At 66.8% G+C, this 14,661-nt stretch carries 16 protein-coding genes; 3 read left to right on the forward strand and 13 right to left on the reverse strand.

Going from position 1 to position 14,661, the window contains the following annotated elements:
• On the reverse strand, positions 1–395 hold a 395-nt coding region (locus tag JWP83_RS28365; RefSeq protein WP_297738250.1), incomplete at its 3' end, for a nitroreductase family protein.
• A gap of 141 nt (positions 396–536) precedes the next feature.
• Between JWP83_RS28365 and JWP83_RS28370 the strand changes: the two genes are divergently transcribed.
• Positions 537–1,184 carry an NAD(P)H-dependent oxidoreductase gene (locus tag JWP83_RS28370; protein WP_297738252.1) on the forward strand — a complete coding sequence of 216 codons (648 nt, stop codon included), beginning with the start codon at positions 537–539 and terminating at the stop codon, positions 1,182–1,184.
• Positions 1,185–1,306: 122 nt separating this feature from the next.
• On the opposite strand, the gene JWP83_RS28375 is transcribed toward JWP83_RS28370, so the two are convergent.
• From JWP83_RS28375 to JWP83_RS28415, 9 genes are read right to left on the reverse strand one after another with little or no spacing between them, the layout of a single operon-like run.
• Positions 1,307–1,927, reverse strand: coding sequence for a TetR/AcrR family transcriptional regulator (locus JWP83_RS28375; protein WP_297738254.1), 621 nt, complete (start codon positions 1,925–1,927; stop codon positions 1,307–1,309).
• A 56-nt stretch (positions 1,928–1,983) separates the two neighbouring features.
• Positions 1,984–2,823 carry an enoyl-CoA hydratase gene (locus JWP83_RS28380; RefSeq protein WP_297738256.1) on the reverse strand — a complete coding sequence of 280 codons (840 nt, stop codon included), beginning with the start codon at positions 2,821–2,823 and terminating at the stop codon, positions 1,984–1,986.
• Positions 2,820–3,644: an acyl-CoA thioesterase II gene (locus JWP83_RS28385; protein WP_297738258.1), complete on the reverse strand. Its 825-nt coding sequence runs from the start codon at positions 3,642–3,644 to the stop codon at positions 2,820–2,822. Before JWP83_RS28385 ends, JWP83_RS28380 begins: the two co-directional genes overlap by 4 nt.
• The gene (locus JWP83_RS28390; RefSeq protein WP_297738260.1) at positions 3,641–5,284 is read right to left on the reverse strand and encodes an AMP-binding protein; all 1,644 of its coding nucleotides are present in this window, start codon (positions 5,282–5,284) and stop codon (positions 3,641–3,643) included. The genes JWP83_RS28385 and JWP83_RS28390 overlap by 4 nt, the downstream gene beginning before the upstream one ends.
• Positions 5,281–6,030: an SDR family NAD(P)-dependent oxidoreductase gene (locus JWP83_RS28395; RefSeq protein ID WP_297738262.1), complete on the reverse strand. Its 750-nt coding sequence runs from the start codon at positions 6,028–6,030 to the stop codon at positions 5,281–5,283. Before JWP83_RS28395 ends, JWP83_RS28390 begins: the two co-directional genes overlap by 4 nt.
• A complete protein-coding gene (locus tag JWP83_RS28400) occupies positions 6,030–6,842 on the reverse strand; it encodes an enoyl-CoA hydratase/isomerase family protein (RefSeq protein ID WP_297738265.1) in 813 nt (270 codons plus the stop codon). The genes JWP83_RS28395 and JWP83_RS28400 overlap by 1 nt, the downstream gene beginning before the upstream one ends.
• Positions 6,839–7,834, reverse strand: coding sequence for an acyl-CoA dehydrogenase family protein (locus tag JWP83_RS28405; RefSeq protein WP_297738267.1), 996 nt, complete (start codon positions 7,832–7,834; stop codon positions 6,839–6,841). Before JWP83_RS28405 ends, JWP83_RS28400 begins: the two co-directional genes overlap by 4 nt.
• On the reverse strand, positions 7,827–8,948 hold the full coding sequence (locus JWP83_RS28410) for an acyl-CoA dehydrogenase family protein (protein ID WP_297738269.1): 1,122 nt from the start codon (positions 8,946–8,948) through the stop codon (positions 7,827–7,829). Before JWP83_RS28410 ends, JWP83_RS28405 begins: the two co-directional genes overlap by 8 nt.
• A gap of 15 nt (positions 8,949–8,963) precedes the next feature.
• The gene (locus JWP83_RS28415; RefSeq protein ID WP_297738271.1) at positions 8,964–9,962 is read right to left on the reverse strand and encodes a dihydrodipicolinate synthase family protein; all 999 of its coding nucleotides are present in this window, start codon (positions 9,960–9,962) and stop codon (positions 8,964–8,966) included.
• 177 nt (positions 9,963–10,139) lie between these two features.
• On the opposite strand from JWP83_RS28415, the gene JWP83_RS28420 reads away from it, so the two are divergent.
• Both JWP83_RS28420 and JWP83_RS28425 read left to right on the forward strand, forming a co-directional pair.
• The gene (locus JWP83_RS28420; RefSeq protein ID WP_297738273.1) at positions 10,140–10,901 is read left to right on the forward strand and encodes an SDR family oxidoreductase; all 762 of its coding nucleotides are present in this window, start codon (positions 10,140–10,142) and stop codon (positions 10,899–10,901) included.
• A 71-nt stretch (positions 10,902–10,972) separates the two neighbouring features.
• On the forward strand, positions 10,973–12,187 hold the full coding sequence (locus tag JWP83_RS28425; protein ID WP_297738281.1) for a CoA transferase: 1,215 nt from the start codon (positions 10,973–10,975) through the stop codon (positions 12,185–12,187).
• An 18-nt stretch (positions 12,188–12,205) separates the two neighbouring features.
• On the opposite strand, the gene JWP83_RS28430 is transcribed toward JWP83_RS28425, so the two are convergent.
• The 3 genes from JWP83_RS28430 to JWP83_RS28440 form a co-directional block, all read right to left on the reverse strand.
• Positions 12,206–12,895 carry a TetR/AcrR family transcriptional regulator gene (locus JWP83_RS28430; protein WP_297738275.1) on the reverse strand — a complete coding sequence of 230 codons (690 nt, stop codon included), beginning with the start codon at positions 12,893–12,895 and terminating at the stop codon, positions 12,206–12,208.
• Entirely contained in the window at positions 12,879–13,673 is a 795-nt protein-coding gene (locus JWP83_RS28435) for an alpha/beta hydrolase (RefSeq protein ID WP_297738277.1), read from the reverse strand. Before JWP83_RS28435 ends, JWP83_RS28430 begins: the two co-directional genes overlap by 17 nt.
• Before the next feature lie 349 nt (positions 13,674–14,022).
• Positions 14,023–14,661, reverse strand: a 639-nt coding sequence (locus tag JWP83_RS28440) for an amidohydrolase family protein (protein ID WP_297738279.1), incomplete at its 5' end; no start/stop codon positions are given.

A 14,661-nucleotide genomic window follows, 5' to 3' on the forward strand; every position in this document is an offset into this window, starting at 1 on the left:
GCGGGCAGGATCGATCCCCACGCTATGGCTTGCCAAAGGGGAGGAGCGTTTTCATACCGGCCTTCGATGCACGGGATGACCAGGACCGGCACCTCCTGGAGGTGCTCTGCGAGGTAGGCGGCCGACTTCATCACGGCCTCCTGTCCGGGAGGGGCCGACGGCGGCTCGGTCTCGCTTTGGGATTCCCGGTACAGCTCGGCAAGAGCCTTCTTTTGGTTGGCGTCGGTGACGACGACAAAGTGCCAGCCCTGCTGGTTGCCACCGGTTGGTGCCTGGAAGGCGAGGTCGAAGCACTCCTCCAACAGCTCCCGCTCGACAGGGCGCGACAAATCCAGGCGTTTGCGCACTGTGCGCGTGGTCGACAACTGCTGATCCGGCGTTAGGTCTAGCGTCATGTGTGCAGGCTCCTCGTTTGGCGCGTCGAACTGTCCATCAGCCACCACGCTAGCACGAATGGCAACATAATGTTGCCATTCAATGATTTCTGCGCTAGCTTCAAGGTGGACGGTCAACCAACGATCCATGGAGGGTTAGAGATGTCACACCTGCTGCACCTAGATTCCTCGGTCCGGGGTGACTTGTCGGTGAGTCGGCGACTGACAGCTCGGGCCGCCGATCGGTGGCGGGCCGCCCATCCCGGCGGAACGGTGACCTACCGCGATCTTGGCACCTGCCCGATCCCGCACCTGGACGCCGCGACCGGAGTGGCGCGAATGGTGACCGCCGAGCAGCGCACGCGGGCGCAAGACGCGTCGTTCGCGCTCAGCGCGGAGCTGATCGACGAGATCAAACAGGCCGACGCGGTCCTGCTCGGCCTGCCGCTGTACAACTTCGGTCCGCCCAGCACGGTCAAGGCCTGGGTCGACCACGTCATCGCACTGGGGTTGTCCATCGACGGCGAGACCCATGCCGGCCTGCTCGGCGATACCGATTTCATCGTGCTGGCCAGCCGCGGCGGCGGTTATGGTCCGGGCACGCCGCGCGACGGCTGGGATCATGCCCAGACCTGGCTGGCACATGCCCTGTCGGTGACCGGCCTGCAGCCGCGGTTCATCACCGCCGAACTCACGACGGCCGATGCCAACCCGACAATGGCACATCTCAAACCGCTTGCCGCCGAAAGCCTCAACAAGGCCGTCGCCGCCATCGACCAGCTCTGGTCGGCCGACGCAGACGCCGCCTAGTGCGCGAAGCCGGCCCCACAAACGGGCAACCGAAAATATTGATTGGCGTCACGATTTTCAAAGACGTTCATAGTTGCCGCCGACGCGGTTCCCAAACCTGTGTGTGCTGACAGCAACTGATTTCACTTGTCTAAGCGCGCAGGTGGCGCCGAGGGACTGCCGGCCAGCGGCGCGAGCACGACTCGCAATATGCGGCGGCACTCTTCCTCGGTGGGCGCCCGCTCGCGGGTCTCCCCCCAGAGCACGACGCCGAAGAACGCCAGGTGCGCGATCACTTCGGTGTCGTCGGTTGGTGCCACCTCGCCTCGGGCGCGTGCGCGATCGAGGGCTCGACGAAATGCGCCGAGCGCACGGTCATTCACGGCTCCGACGAGCTCCTTGAGTTCGTCCGACGTCGACCCGACCGCGCGGTGGACCGCCTGCCCCTCGGGCAAGGCCGCGGTCTCCCCGATCATGAGCATCAGGGCCAGGAGATCGCCCCCGAGTGAACCGGTATCCGGATCGGGGTCGAAGCGCTGAAGCCCCGGCTCCAGAACGGCCAACAGCAGCGCGCTCTTGGACGGCCACCGCCTATAGATTGTGGTGCGATTGACATTGGCAACTTTGGCGACTCCCTCGATGGTCAGCCCCGGGAACCCCACCCGTGCCAGTTCGGCCATGGTGGCCGCGCGCACCTTCTCGACCACCTGGTGGCTTCGGGCACCGCGCTGCACGCCCCTCGTTCGCCGTGTCGAACTGACCATAGCCGTCACGCTACACGAATGGCAACATAACGTCGCCATTCGATGGCTTCAGCTGCTCACTTGGTGCGGCCCGCGGCTTTCATCCGTTCCAGGTCGGCCATCACGACGGTCTGCCCGTTGGTCGCGGCCAGCGCCCGGGTGTGGCCGAGATGATGCATGTCGAAACACGAGGCGATCGCCGTTGAGAAGCCCATGGTGTCCAAGGTGTGGTTGACCGCCCGCTTGGCCATGCGCAGCGCCCAGGGATCGGTCTGCGCGACGCGGCGGGCGAGATCCATGGTGGCGGTCTGCAAGTCTTGCAGCGGCACAACGTGATTGACCATCCCGGCGCGCAGCGCCTCCTCGGCGGTCACCGAACCGGCTGTGAACAGCATCTCCTTGGCTTTGCGGGGCCCGAGCTCCCAAGTGTGAGCGTGGTATTCGACGCCCATGATGCCCATCAGGCCGACCGGGTCGGAGAATTGGGCGTTGTCCGCGGCGACGATCAGGTCGCACGGCCAGCACAGCATCAGCCCGGCCGCGATGCACTTGCCCTGCACCGCGGCGATGGACGGCTTGGGGATGTCCCGCCAGCGCTTCGCGTACTCGAGGTAGCCGCGGGTCTCCCAGTCGTAGTAGGTCTCCGCGAGCAGCTTGCCGTCGGTGCGCTGCGGGCTCAGGCTGCGCCCGTCAGCCGACGGATCGGTGCCCGACATGTCGTGCCCGGCGGAGAAGTGCTTGCCGGTGGTCTGTAAAACGATGACCCGGACCTCGGGGTCCTCGTCGGCGTGCCGCCACGCCTCATCGAGATCCTTCAGGATGCCCGGAGTCTGGGCGTTGGCGGCGTCGGGGCGGTCCAGGGTGATGACCGCGATCCGGTCGTCGACGTCGTAGCGGACGAAGTGTTGCGCTGTCATGGCTGCATTCCTTTCGGTGGGGTCCGTATGACACTTTCCTGCGCGAAGGACGCGACATGTGTTCCGGACTGGGTGTAGACGTCGCCGGTGCCGAAGCCGCGGCCACCGACCAATCGCACGCCGTGGATCTGCACTCGCAGCCACTGCGCGACGTCGAACTGCTGGTGAAACCACACCGAATGGGTCACGACACCGGTTTGGACGCTGACGTGGGCGTCGCGCTGGCTGACCCCCGGCACCGCTTTGAGAAGGGTGCCGATCAGCGGCCAGTCCGAGATGTAGGCGATGACGGGTTGGGCAAGCTCGGTATCGGTGAAGTCCGGGCAGCGCATCCAGAACCCCAGATCCGCGGCCACCGCATCCTCGACATCCAGTCCGTCGCCGATCAGGCGGACTTCGCCCGGGATCACCGCGAAGTCAATTGGCTTGGCCGCCATCGGATCACCGGCCGCAGCGGCGGTGTACTGGTAGTCGTAGCTGTCGTCGGCGCGGTCGACGAGGATCGACGCGGTCGCCACCACCCGGCGGTCGGCCTCCTCGCCCTGCCACGCCACGGCACGCCGATGCCCCAGCGAGCGTCCGTCGTGGGTTTGCTCCAGGTCCAGGTACAACGGCTCGGCGGCGCGTCCGGCGCGGGGGAACGCAATTTGCAGTGACTTCACTGTTTTGGCCGATCCCGGCGGCGCGGCGGCCGCGATGAGCTGCGCCATGATTTGCCCGCCGAAGATCCGCTCGACGCTCGGGTCCGGAACCGGCAGCACCGTGCGGCCCTCGGCGTCGCCACCCAGGGTGAGCATCGCGCGAAATTGATCGAGATTCATCCTTGCCTTTCCACGGTGTCCGCGGTTGCGACCAGCTCGAACTTCTTGACCTTGCCCGACGGTGTCATCGGCAGAGCGTCCACGAAATGCCATGCGACGGGCGTCTTTTGGCGTGCCAGACCGGTAGCGTGCAAGTGCCGGGACAGCTCTTCGACGGACGCCTGACCCGGCTGACCCAACACAACGAACGCCACCGGAACCTCACCGAACCTCGCGTCGGGTCCGGCTACCACGGCGGCATGCCGCACCGCGGGGTGCGCGACGAGCAGGTCTTCGATGTCGCGGGCGGAGAACTTCTCGCCGCCGCGGTTGATCACATCCTTGACACGCCCGGTGATGGTGACGAAGCCTGCGGCATCGACCAGGCCGACGTCCCCGGTGGAGAACCAACCCGCGTCGTCGAGGGCGCCCCGGTTGGCCTCGGCATCGAGATAACCCAGCATCTGCTCGGGTCCGCGCACCAGCAGTTCCCCCGCACATCCCGCGGGGGCCGGCTCGCCGTTTGGACCGACGACCCGGACCTGCACTCCCGGGGCGATCGCGCCATCGGTCTCCGCACGCAGGTCGAAAGGATAGGCGCGGTTCATCACCGTCACGGTCGGAAGCTCGGTCATGCCGTACACCCGCGCCGCCGGAATTCCCTGTTCTTCGCTGCGTTCCATCACCGCACGCGGCACCGCGGCCCCCCCGCAGGCGAACATGCGCAGCGGCAGGTGCACGCGGGCGCCGCGGGCGGCGTCGGTCAATTCCTGCAGGAATACCGTCGCTCCGGCCGAATAGGTCACCCGGTGGCGCATGATGTCGGCGACTGCGACGCCAGCTTCCCACCGTTCGGACAGCACCGCGGAGGCGCCGACCAACAGCGGAATAGTCATCGCGTTGAGCACGCCGGTGATGTGCTGCAGCGGGGCCGCCATGTAGGCGACGTCCTCCCAGGACAGGCCCCACGCATCGGCGAGCTGGCGGGTTTCAGCCAGCAATGTGCGCGAGGAGTGCACCGCGGCCTTGGCGCCCGCGGTTGTCCCCGAGGTGAAGAGGACCAGGCAGGGTTCATCGGGCGCGAGCGCGGCGGCCTCTTGGCGCCGGCCGTGCGAGACGACGACGTCGAACGGTGACCAGCCGGGCCGGGTTCCCCGCAGTATGACCCGGGCGGTGTCGCCGAGACCGGTCCCGGCGAGCAGGTCGTCGAAGGCTTCCGCGTGGGCGAAGCCCCGGAACGTCTCGGCGGTCACCACCGCGGCCGGTCTTACCTGCTCGATGACCTGACGCAGTTCGTGTTCCCGGTAGAACGGGGCGATCGGGCAGCTCACCGCGCCGGCATGCCAGATCGCCAGGCCCATCGCGTGGGCTTCCCACCAGTTGGGCGTCTGCCAGCAGACCACGTCGCCGGGCCCGACGCCGGCGCCGACCAGCCACGCGGCCGCGCGTTCGACCACCTCGAGCAGCTCCTGGTAGGTCAGCTGGTGGCCGCCTTCGATGACGGCCGGCCGTGAGCCCCACTGGCGGGCGGCGCGGACGACCGACGCTGAGATCGTCTGGTCGCTGACGTAGCCGAAGCGCCGGTATTCCGCGAGGCGGTCCGGCGCCACCGGCGGCGCCACGATAGCGCTCGCGGTGAGCCGGGTTCGGTTCTTCCTCATCCGCCCATGCTCATTCCGCCGTCAACAGTCAGGACCGCGCCGGTGACATAGGCGGCGAGGTCGTCGAGCAGAAACGCGACGGCGTGCGCCAACTCCTCGGGACGGCCCCAGCGCCCGACCGGGATCATCGACGTCACCGCGTCCCGGTCGGTGTACACGAGCTCGGCCGCCAGGTCGGTGTCGAAGCTGCCGGGGATGACGCAGTTCACGGTGATGCCCTTGCGGGCGACGGCGCGCGCACAGGATCTGGTCAGGCCGACGATGCCGCCCTTGGCGGCGCCGTAAGCGACCTGCACGGGGCTGCCCAGCAGCGCCGTGACCGAGCCGATGTTGACCACCCGCCCGAAACGCTGCTGGGTCATGTGCGCCAGGGCGGCCTGGCTCAGGAAGAACGCCGCAGACAGGTTCACCGCGAGCTGACGGTGCCAATCCTCGGGGCTGACCTCGCTGAGGCGTTGCTCGTTGACCACGCCGGCGTTGTTGACCAGATAATCCAGCCGCCCGTGCTGATCAAGAATCTCGGCGACCAGCCGCTGGCAGGAAGCCGGTTCCCCGACATCGGCCTGATGCAGGGTCACGGTGGCCCCACACCGCGCGGCATCGTCGCGCACCGTGTTCGCCGCCGCGACGTCGCGGGCGTATGCCGCGGCCACCACGACACCGGATCGGCTCAGCCCCTCGGTGATAGCACGACCGATCCCCCGGGTTCCGCCGGTGACGAGCGCGACCCGGGTACCGGCTCCCATTACGGCGTCCTCGCGTTCTTGGCTGCCACCCGCGCACTCAGACGTTCCAGCAGCGCGCGGTGCTCCTCGGTGTCAAAACACTCGATTTCCGCGCGGGCACACTGTGGCAGTAACGCGGCGGCCCGATCGATATGAAAGTTCAGCAGCTGGCGCGCCTGCCGGGCGGCCTGCGGCGGAAGCGCGCCGAGCCGCCTAGCCAGCTGCAGCGCCTCCTCCAGCACGTCGGATGCCGGTACCGCACGGTTGGCCAGCCCCAGGCGATGGGCTTCGACGCCGCTGACCCGGTCTCCCAGGAGTAGATGTTCCTTGGCGGCGGACAGACTGGTCAGCAACGGCCAGAGCACCAACCCGCCGGCGCCGTCGAGCAGTCCGAGCGACACCCGGGGGTCGCTGAGAAAAGTGTCTTCGGCCATCACGACCAGGTCGCACAGCAGCGCTACCGTCACGCCGGCACCGACCGCGGGGCCATTGACGGCGGCCACGGTCGGAAACGGCAGTCGCGTCATTGCCCAGAACAGTTCCTGGTGGGCAGCCAAGACTGTCTCGCGCAGCTGGCGGTCGTCGCGCATCGCGCGGATGGTCTCGAAGTCCCCGCCGGCGCTGAACGCGCCGCCCTGACCGGTGAGCACCATCGCGTGCACTTCGGGGTCGTCACGCAGCGCCAGAACCGCCGCGAGCAGGGCATCGGTGATCTCGGCATCCATAGCGTTGGCCTTCTCGGGCCGGGCCAAGGTCACGCGCGCCACCGGCCCGAGACGGTCGACGACGACGGCGGGATGGGTATCCGTGCCGGACGGATCGCCGCCGCTCACAGGTCCACCAGCCGGGGGATCGTCCCGGCCGAAATCAACTGGGCACCGATCACCCGGGGCAGTTCACTGGCCGAACCCAGCACCGAATCCAGTACCAGTGCGCGGGCCAAGAATCGGTGGAAGGGATGCTCGGCGGTGAAGCCGATGCCGGCCAGCACCTGCTGGCACTGTGTGGCGGCGATTCGGGCCGCGCGCCCCGCCAACGATTTCGCCAGCAGACCCGCCAAAACGGCGTCGTCCGCGTCCCAGGCCGAGGCGAGGGCCGCGGCGGCACCCTCCCGGGCGACGTGTGCGTCGGCCAGGCGAGTTCGAACCGCTTGAAAGGAGCCAACGGGCCGGCCGAATTGCACCCGGCTGCGGGCATGGTCGACGGCAAGGTCGATCATCTGGCCGACTGCACCGATGATCTGGTATCCCAGTGCAAGCCGGCCCGCCGTCGCCACCGCATCCCAGGCGGCGACGGCCGACTTCCCCGCTATGAGCACGTCGGCCATCACGTCGACGCCTTTGACTTCGGTCATCGCCAGCGCCGGATCAAGACCGTCGACCTGCCGCGTGGAGATCCCCGAGGACTCCTGCAAGTCGATCCAGGCCAGCTCACCGCGGATCGCGACGGGCGCCAGATATCTCGGGGCCGGACGCGCCCCGATGACCAGGCCGTGCACCGCCAGCAGCTCGCCGTCGGTCGCGCCGACCAGGTCGGCGCCGATGCCGGGCAGCACGACGTTGCATTCCGTCGTCCCCGCCGGCAGGTATTCGGCCAGCGGTCGGAGCAGGACATCCTGCAGCGACGTCGACATCGAGCCGGTGTGACCGAGCGCGGTGAACAGCGCCGACACCGCATCCCTGGGCGCCTCGGCGAGCAGCTCGGCGAACCCGAACGCATCGAGTGCCTGCGCAAGCTCGGTCCCGTCCAGCTCCTCGGCCAGTCCGCGAACCGTCGCCGCCATCAGGGCCCGCTCCGCGGCGTCGATGGTGTGGGCGTCAGTCACGCGCTCTCGGCAATCCGAGCAGCCGCGCCGCCACGATCTCCTTCTGAATCTCGCTGGTGCCCCCGTAGATGGTGGCCGCTCGCGAGTACGCCCACTCGCGCCGCCACGCCCGGCTGCGCGCGGTGTCACTGGTTTCCATGTCGCCGCGCAGCAGATCCCGGGCCGCATCGAACACGGCCTGGTCGGCGGCGGCGATCATGATCTTGTCCACCGAGGCTTCGGGGCCCGGCAGATCACCCCCGGCGATGCGCTCTTGCGTGCTCTTCGACGTGGCACGAAAGGCCCACAACAGTTGATAGGCCTCGCCGAGCGCCGACACGGACGCTCCGTCGCCTGCGGTGCGCAGCAGCAGACCAAGATGGTGGGCAAGCCAGGCGCCGCGCTGCCAGAAGATCGGGCCGCGTTCACAGGACAAAATGAACTGGGCGACCCGCCAGCCGGCGTCGAGCTCACCGAGCAGACGCTGCGCGGAGACTTCGACGTCGACAAACGACGTCGAGCAGAATTCGTCGACGCCGGCCATCGTCTCCAGTGGGCTCGCCGTCACCCCTGGTGTGTCCATGTCCACCAGAAAGGCGCTGATACCCTGCGATCCGGGACCACCGGTACGGGCCAACACAACGCACCGGGTGGCGTGGTGAGCCCAGCTGGTCCACAATTTCTCTCCGTTGATCACCCAGCCGTCGTGGGTGGGGCGCGCGGTCGTCCGCATCGATCCCAGATCGCTGCCCGCGTCGGGCTCGGAGAACCCCTGACACCAGAATTCCTCGCCACGCAATAGCGGCGGGAAGATGTCCTCGACCAGGTCGGGCCGGCCGAACTCGGCCACCGCCGGCCCGAGCACTTCGTGCATCGACCAGGATGTGGTGTGCACCAGCGCTCTGCTGGTGAGCTCCTCGCCGAGGACGGCGCGCAGGATGGGCGAGCCCCCCAGTCCACCGATGCGCGTCGGCCATCCCCAGCGCATCCAACCGGCGTCGAACAACAACCGCTGCACGCGACGTTGGTGGTCCAACTGCGCTTCGACGCTCTGGTCCTCGATGGCCGGGATCAACGGCTCTCCGACCTCGTCAATCCAGGCCCGTACCCCCGCGCGAAATTCGCGCACCTCCACGACAGCCGCCCGTTCTTAAGATTCGATGAACCCAGAGGCGACGTAGGCCTGACGGATCGGCGGCTTCAGATCGTCGGGGAACGCAGTCTGCGGGGGTCGGGCGGGGTGGTCGCCGATGGGCAGTCCGAGCAACGAGGCGCCGAATTTGAATCCGGCTCCCCAGTGGGTGAACATTCCGGGTCGGGCGGGATGTGACTGATAGCGGCGGCTCGCCTCACGCATGGCGGTCAAGCCGGTCTCGGCGGCGAAGGTGTCGGCGCGCTCGAAATCGCCTTGCACCAGCAGTTCTCGCCATTCCCGGAACAGCGGTGCGCCCGGCTTCTCGTAGAGGTAGAGCGCCGAACCCAGCGCCCCGGGGTGGGGTATCCCCAACCGGATCCCGGCCTCGTCGGCCGCTTCCCAGATGACCATGTCGGGGGCCAGCTGATGGATTGCCAGGCTGTGCTGCGCGTCAAGCAGCCCGTTCTTGAGCCCACACAGTGCCGGAACCTCGTGGTAGAGCTCGACGCATTCCTCGGGCGTCAGTACCAGCCCCGTCGAGTGGGAGTTGAAGAAGCCAAGCGGCATGTCGGTGCGGTCGGCGACGTAGCGGAAGTATTCCAGCACGCCCGGCTTTCCGGAGCACTCGAAATAGGGCGTCAGGATGTAGCAGATGTCGGCGCCCAACTCTTGGGCGTTCAACGTGAGCTCGACGGCCTGTTTGGCCGTGTCGGTGCTGGACATCACCTGCACCAACGCGCCTGGTTTGACCCGTCGGGCCTCCGCGATGGCGACCCGGGCTACTTCCTTGAGTTCGTCGGTGGTCAGTGACCAGAACTCGGCGATGCCGCCGGTCAGCCAGATACCGTCCTGCTCCAGCTCGACCAGGCAGTGCCGCACCAACGCGCGAAGCGCCTCGTAGTCGATTTCGTCGCCGTCGAGACCGCAGAACGGGGTGTACAGCGAACTACAGTTGCCCCACAGGTGTTCCGACGCCCAGTCCTTCGCCTCTTTGCCGGTGACACCTGTGACCACAACCGACTCCTTCTGCACTGTTGCCGGACACGAGCTTCTCGGACCAGGTGATGACTATCACGTACGCGTCATGGTAGAACGATATGTGCGTTCTTTGCAAGGAACAAGTGCATTGCGAACGCACGATGATCCGCCGATGTCGATTGGGCCGCACACGGCAAAACATTGAGGAGCTTGATGTCGCAGAGCATGGAGGGCCGAGTCGCCGTGGTCGCCGGCGCGTCGATGGGCGTCGGCCGGGCCACCGCAATTCGCCTCGCGCAGGATGGCGCGACGGTGGTGCTGCTGGCCCGCCGCAAACTGCTTCTCGACGAGGTCGTGGAGATCGTCGGGCCCAGCGCCGTCCCGATCGTCACCGATGTCACCAGCAGCCACGATGTGCACGCCGCGTTCGATCAGATCGCAGCGCAGTTCGGCCGCATCGACGTACTGGTCAACTCCGCAGGCGCTAGCCGGATTCGGCTGATCGAAGAAGCCAGCGACGAAGACATCGCCGTCACGATCAATACCAACCTGGTGGCTCCCATCTACACCACGCGCTCGGCCATTCCGCTGCTGCGCGCGGCCGGCGGCGGCGACATCATGAACATCTCCTCCGAGATCACCCTCGACGACATGCCGATGATGACCCTCTACGCCGCCACTAAGCGCGGCCTCAACGGGTTCACCGGGGCCATGAGCAAGGAGCTGCGCCGAGAGGGCATCCGGGTGACCCTGGTCATCCTCGGCGCGGTCGCAGACACCGGAATCCACGAGAACTTCGGCCCGGGCGACCTCGAAAAGGCCTGGCCGCTATGGGAAGCCGACGGCTACCTCACCCGGATGAGCGGCACCAAGCTTCTCGCCCCAAGCACGGTCGCCGACGTGCTGCACCACGTCATCACGCGGCCACGCGAGGTGATGATGGACGTGGTCCACGTCCGTCCAGCGAGCAGCTGATCCGCCCTCGACGCGAACGGGCTTCTCCGGGCCAACATTGAAACTGCAAAGGAGGAATAGTGATCCGACCGATGGACGGCGTCCGGGTGCTCGAGGTGGCACAGTTCACCTTCGTCCCGTCCGCGGGTGCGGTCTTGGCCGACTGGGGCGCCGACGTCATCAAGGTCGAACACGCCGAAAAGGGCGATGCCCAGCGTGGCCTGAGCGCCCTGATGGGCATGCCGGTCGGCAGCAGCGGGTCCTTCGCACCGTTGATGGAACACCCCAATCGGGGCAAACGCAGCCTCGGCCTGGCGCTCGAGCAGCCCGGGGCGCTGGAGGTACTGCACGAACTGATCCGCACCAGCGACGTGTTCCTGACCAACTTTCTGCCCGCGGCGCGCCGGCGGCTGGGTATCGAGCTCGACGACGTCCGCAGGGTCAATCCGGACATCATCTACGTCCGCGGATCGGCCTTCGGCGCCAGCGGGCCCGACAGCGAAAAAGGCGGGTATGACAGCACCGCCTTCTGGGCTCGAGCCGGCAGCGCGGTGGGCACCACCCCGGTGGACTACGACGGCCTGTGCAAGATGCCTGCCGGCGCCTACGGTGATTCGCTGGGCGGAATGACCATCGCCGGGGGCATCGCCGCCGCTCTGTTCGCCCGGCAGCGCACCGGTGAGACTTCTGTCATTGACGTGTCCCTGCTCGGGGTCGGTGCCTGGGCCAACGCGCTCCCGGTGGGTTTCGCATTGCTAGAAGGCGGCTGCCCGGAGCCCCGCGCCCCCGGCAACTCGGCGCCGACGAACCCACTGGTCGGCAATTACCGAACCGCGGATGACCGTTGGCTCGTCCTGGCCATGCTCCAACCGGGGCGCTATTGGCCCGAGTTCTGTCGGCACATCGAGCGTGAGGATCTCATCATCGACGAAAGGTTCGCCACCGTCGAGGCATTGATGGGCAATGCGACGGAGGCGGCCGAGGTCGTGCAGGACGTGCTCGCCGCGCGGCCCCTCGCCGAATGGGTCACCCGGTTCGCCGGCATGGAAGGCCAGTGGGCCATCGCGCAGGATCCGTGGGAGGTGGGCAATGACCCGGATTTGCGGGCCAATGGCCTGATCGCCGAAGTGCTCGACAGCGAGGGCACTGCGCGGGAACTGGTCACCAACCCGGTCCAGTTCGATGAGAAGCCGGTACAACTCACGCGGGCACCGCAATTCGCTGAGCACACCGACGACATTCTGCGGGATCTCGGCAAGTCTGACGAAGAACTGATCGACCTCAAGGTCAGTGGCGCGGTGACCTGAGCAGAGCCGCCTCGCCTGTCAGGTCGTCGTGCGCAGAATAGCCGCCGAGCAGAACGCCCACAGGTAGTCGACACTGGTCGACCGCCCACCGGACAACACCGTGGAGTGCGCGGTAGCCAGCAGCAGTTCCTGAAGTAGCGCGGCCTGGCTGGCCAGCGGGACGTCGTCCCGGAGCAGGCCGGCGTCAGCGACCTCTCCAAGCAACTCGACGATGAAGGAGTGCAGCGGTTCCAGGGCGTAGGCGAGGTCATTGGGGCGGGACTCGGCGAGCCGCAGGTGCAACACACTGAGCCCGCGCGCCAGTCGGGCCGGCATCGCGGTGATTTCGGACAGGGCCTCCATCAGGGTCCGCAGCCGCAGCACTGGATCGGTGATGCCCTCGCACCGCTCGCGCATCATCGGCATCGCCGTGGTCCGCAGGATCGTCTCGTACACCGCCAACAGCAGGCTGTCTTTGCCGTCGAAGAAGGTGTAGAACGTCCGCTGCGACATGTTGGATTTGTCGACGACGTCCTGGATGGTGAAATCGCTTTCGTCTCGCTCCCCGAGGAGTTCTATTGCGGCAGAGACGAAGCGGTCGCTGCGGGCCTGGGCGCGCGCGCGGGCGTTGCGCAGCGACCGATCGACACTGTCCTTCTGCCAACTCGGTACGGGCGCCTCCGCCGGCTCATGATTCTTCTTCGCCTTCAGCTCAGTTGACCGCGCCATGACGCTCCGCTCTCTCGAGGTCGACTTCGGCCAGGAAGTCACCGATAATTCCCCTGACCGTATCTGGGCACTTCTGGTGGGCCGAATGCGCCGCGCCCGCAATCTCGACGAACCGGGCTCGCGGATTGACTTGTGCGAACCGCCGACCCTGCTGCCGACGCGTCGGTTCGTCCCGCTCGCCTGCCATCAACAGAATCGGGCACGCGATGCCGGCCAACGTGTCGTCGCTCAATTCGGGCCATGACACGCTGTCCTCGTGCAGCGCCGTGACCAGGTCGCGCCAGTGCTCGGGCCCATGGGTGGCCTCGTGCAGGCGTCGTAGCGCGAAGGGCCACGTGCGGTGCAGATGCTCGAGCCGAGGAGCGCGGTAGTCGCTGGGGCGTCCCGTCCCGGGGGAAATGAGGATCAACGATTCGGCGGTTCCCGGGTTCTCCAGCTCCAGGGTCAACGCGATCTCCGCGCCGTAGGAGAAACCCACGATGTGCGGGTGCCCCAGGTCCAGGTACTCGATGAGATAGCGCAGGTCCGAGCGGACCGCGGTCCCACTCGTGGCCGTCGGCCGGAACTCCGACCGACCGTGGCCGCGTAGATCGGGCAGGATGCAGCGATAGCCCGGCCCCAGGGCGGCGGCCAGGTCAGCCCACTCGAATTCACCGGTCGCGGTCGCGCCATGGACGAACAGGATCGGCTGAGGTCCGTCGCCGACCACTGCATAGGCCAACGTCAACCCATCGTGTTGATAGGTGAAGGCACGAGCCGCGTTCGGCTGCTCAGTCATGACGTCCTTCAGACAACAACATGGTTCTCGTTCCCTGACAGATCACAAAGCCGCTCGGAGACAGACGACCACAATTCGGGTTTCATCTGTCTCCTAATGCCCTCCGTTGACGTCCACCAAATTCTTGCAGTGTGCCCACGGTATTCTACCGGTACGAGACGGTCAGGTGCCGCTTAGCGAGGTTAACACGTTAAAGCTGAGCCAGCCTACCCATCAATCGCGTGACATGATCGATGTCCACGGAGTCGCGGCCGATCCCTCCGCCGGGCGTCACCTCCCAGGGTCGCTGGCCCCAGGGAACGCTGCCCGGCCGCCGCCGATCGTTGCGATCTGCTTCGCCGGCGGCGGGTCAGTGGCCTGGATGCGTCAGCCCGAGAAGACCAAACATATTGCTGCCCATCATCTTTCGCACGTCAGCAGCAGGGAATAAGTCGCCCATTTCCTTCGCCCAGTGCAGTGGGTCGGCCATCCCTTCGGGGTGGGGGTAATCGGAGCCGAACAGGATGTGCTCGGGTGACATGAGGTTCACCAGATCCTCGACGGAGTCTTCCCAGAACGGGTTGATGAACAGGTTTCGCAGGAATACCTCGCGGGGGTGTTCTGCGAATTCGCGGGGCATCTTCTGGTACGTCTTCTCCATCGCCTTGAGACACGAGATCGCCCAGCTGCCACCGTTTTCCACACTCGCGAGTTTGACGGTCGGGAATCGGCTGAGCATGCCGTGGCAGATCGCCGCAGTAATAGTGTCGTTGATGGCCCGACCGGGCGACACGGCGTCGTAAAACGGGTTGGGCTTGAACGCCAGCGTTTCTCGACTGGTGCCCTCCCAGTCGTTGATGTACCGCTGGTAGCCGGAGTCCGACGCATGCAGCGTCACCAGCACGCCGGTTTCGGCGATCCGGGCCCAGAACGGATCGAATTCAGGCAAGAACGGGGACCGGGTGCCGCGGTAACCGGCGACGGGTGCAGGCCGCATCAACACGACTTT

Origin of the sequence: Mycobacterium sp. (assembly GCF_025965855.1) — a bacterium.
Classification (GTDB): domain Bacteria; phylum Actinomycetota; class Actinomycetes; order Mycobacteriales; family Mycobacteriaceae; genus Mycobacterium.

Excerpts from the sequence above, each read along its gene's own strand:
- JWP83_RS28370 (WP_297738252.1), top strand. The coding sequence starts at position 537 with ATGTCACACCTGCTGCACCTAGATTCCTCGGTCCGGGGTGACTTGTCG.
- JWP83_RS28375 (WP_297738254.1), bottom strand. The coding sequence starts at position 1,927 with ATGGTCAGTTCGACACGGCGAACGAGGGGCGTGCAGCGCGGTGCCCGA.
- JWP83_RS28380 (WP_297738256.1), bottom strand. The coding sequence starts at position 2,823 with ATGACAGCGCAACACTTCGTCCGCTACGACGTCGACGACCGGATCGCG.
- JWP83_RS28385 (WP_297738258.1), bottom strand. The coding sequence starts at position 3,644 with ATGAATCTCGATCAATTTCGCGCGATGCTCACCCTGGGTGGCGACGCC.
- JWP83_RS28390 (WP_297738260.1), bottom strand. The coding sequence starts at position 5,284 with ATGAGGAAGAACCGAACCCGGCTCACCGCGAGCGCTATCGTGGCGCCG.
- JWP83_RS28395 (WP_297738262.1), bottom strand. The coding sequence starts at position 6,030 with ATGGGAGCCGGTACCCGGGTCGCGCTCGTCACCGGCGGAACCCGGGGG.
- JWP83_RS28420 (WP_297738273.1), top strand. The coding sequence starts at position 10,140 with ATGTCGCAGAGCATGGAGGGCCGAGTCGCCGTGGTCGCCGGCGCGTCG.
- JWP83_RS28425 (WP_297738281.1), top strand. The coding sequence starts at position 10,973 with ATGGACGGCGTCCGGGTGCTCGAGGTGGCACAGTTCACCTTCGTCCCG.
- JWP83_RS28430 (WP_297738275.1), bottom strand. The coding sequence starts at position 12,895 with ATGGCGCGGTCAACTGAGCTGAAGGCGAAGAAGAATCATGAGCCGGCG.
- JWP83_RS28435 (WP_297738277.1), bottom strand. The coding sequence starts at position 13,673 with ATGACTGAGCAGCCGAACGCGGCTCGTGCCTTCACCTATCAACACGAT.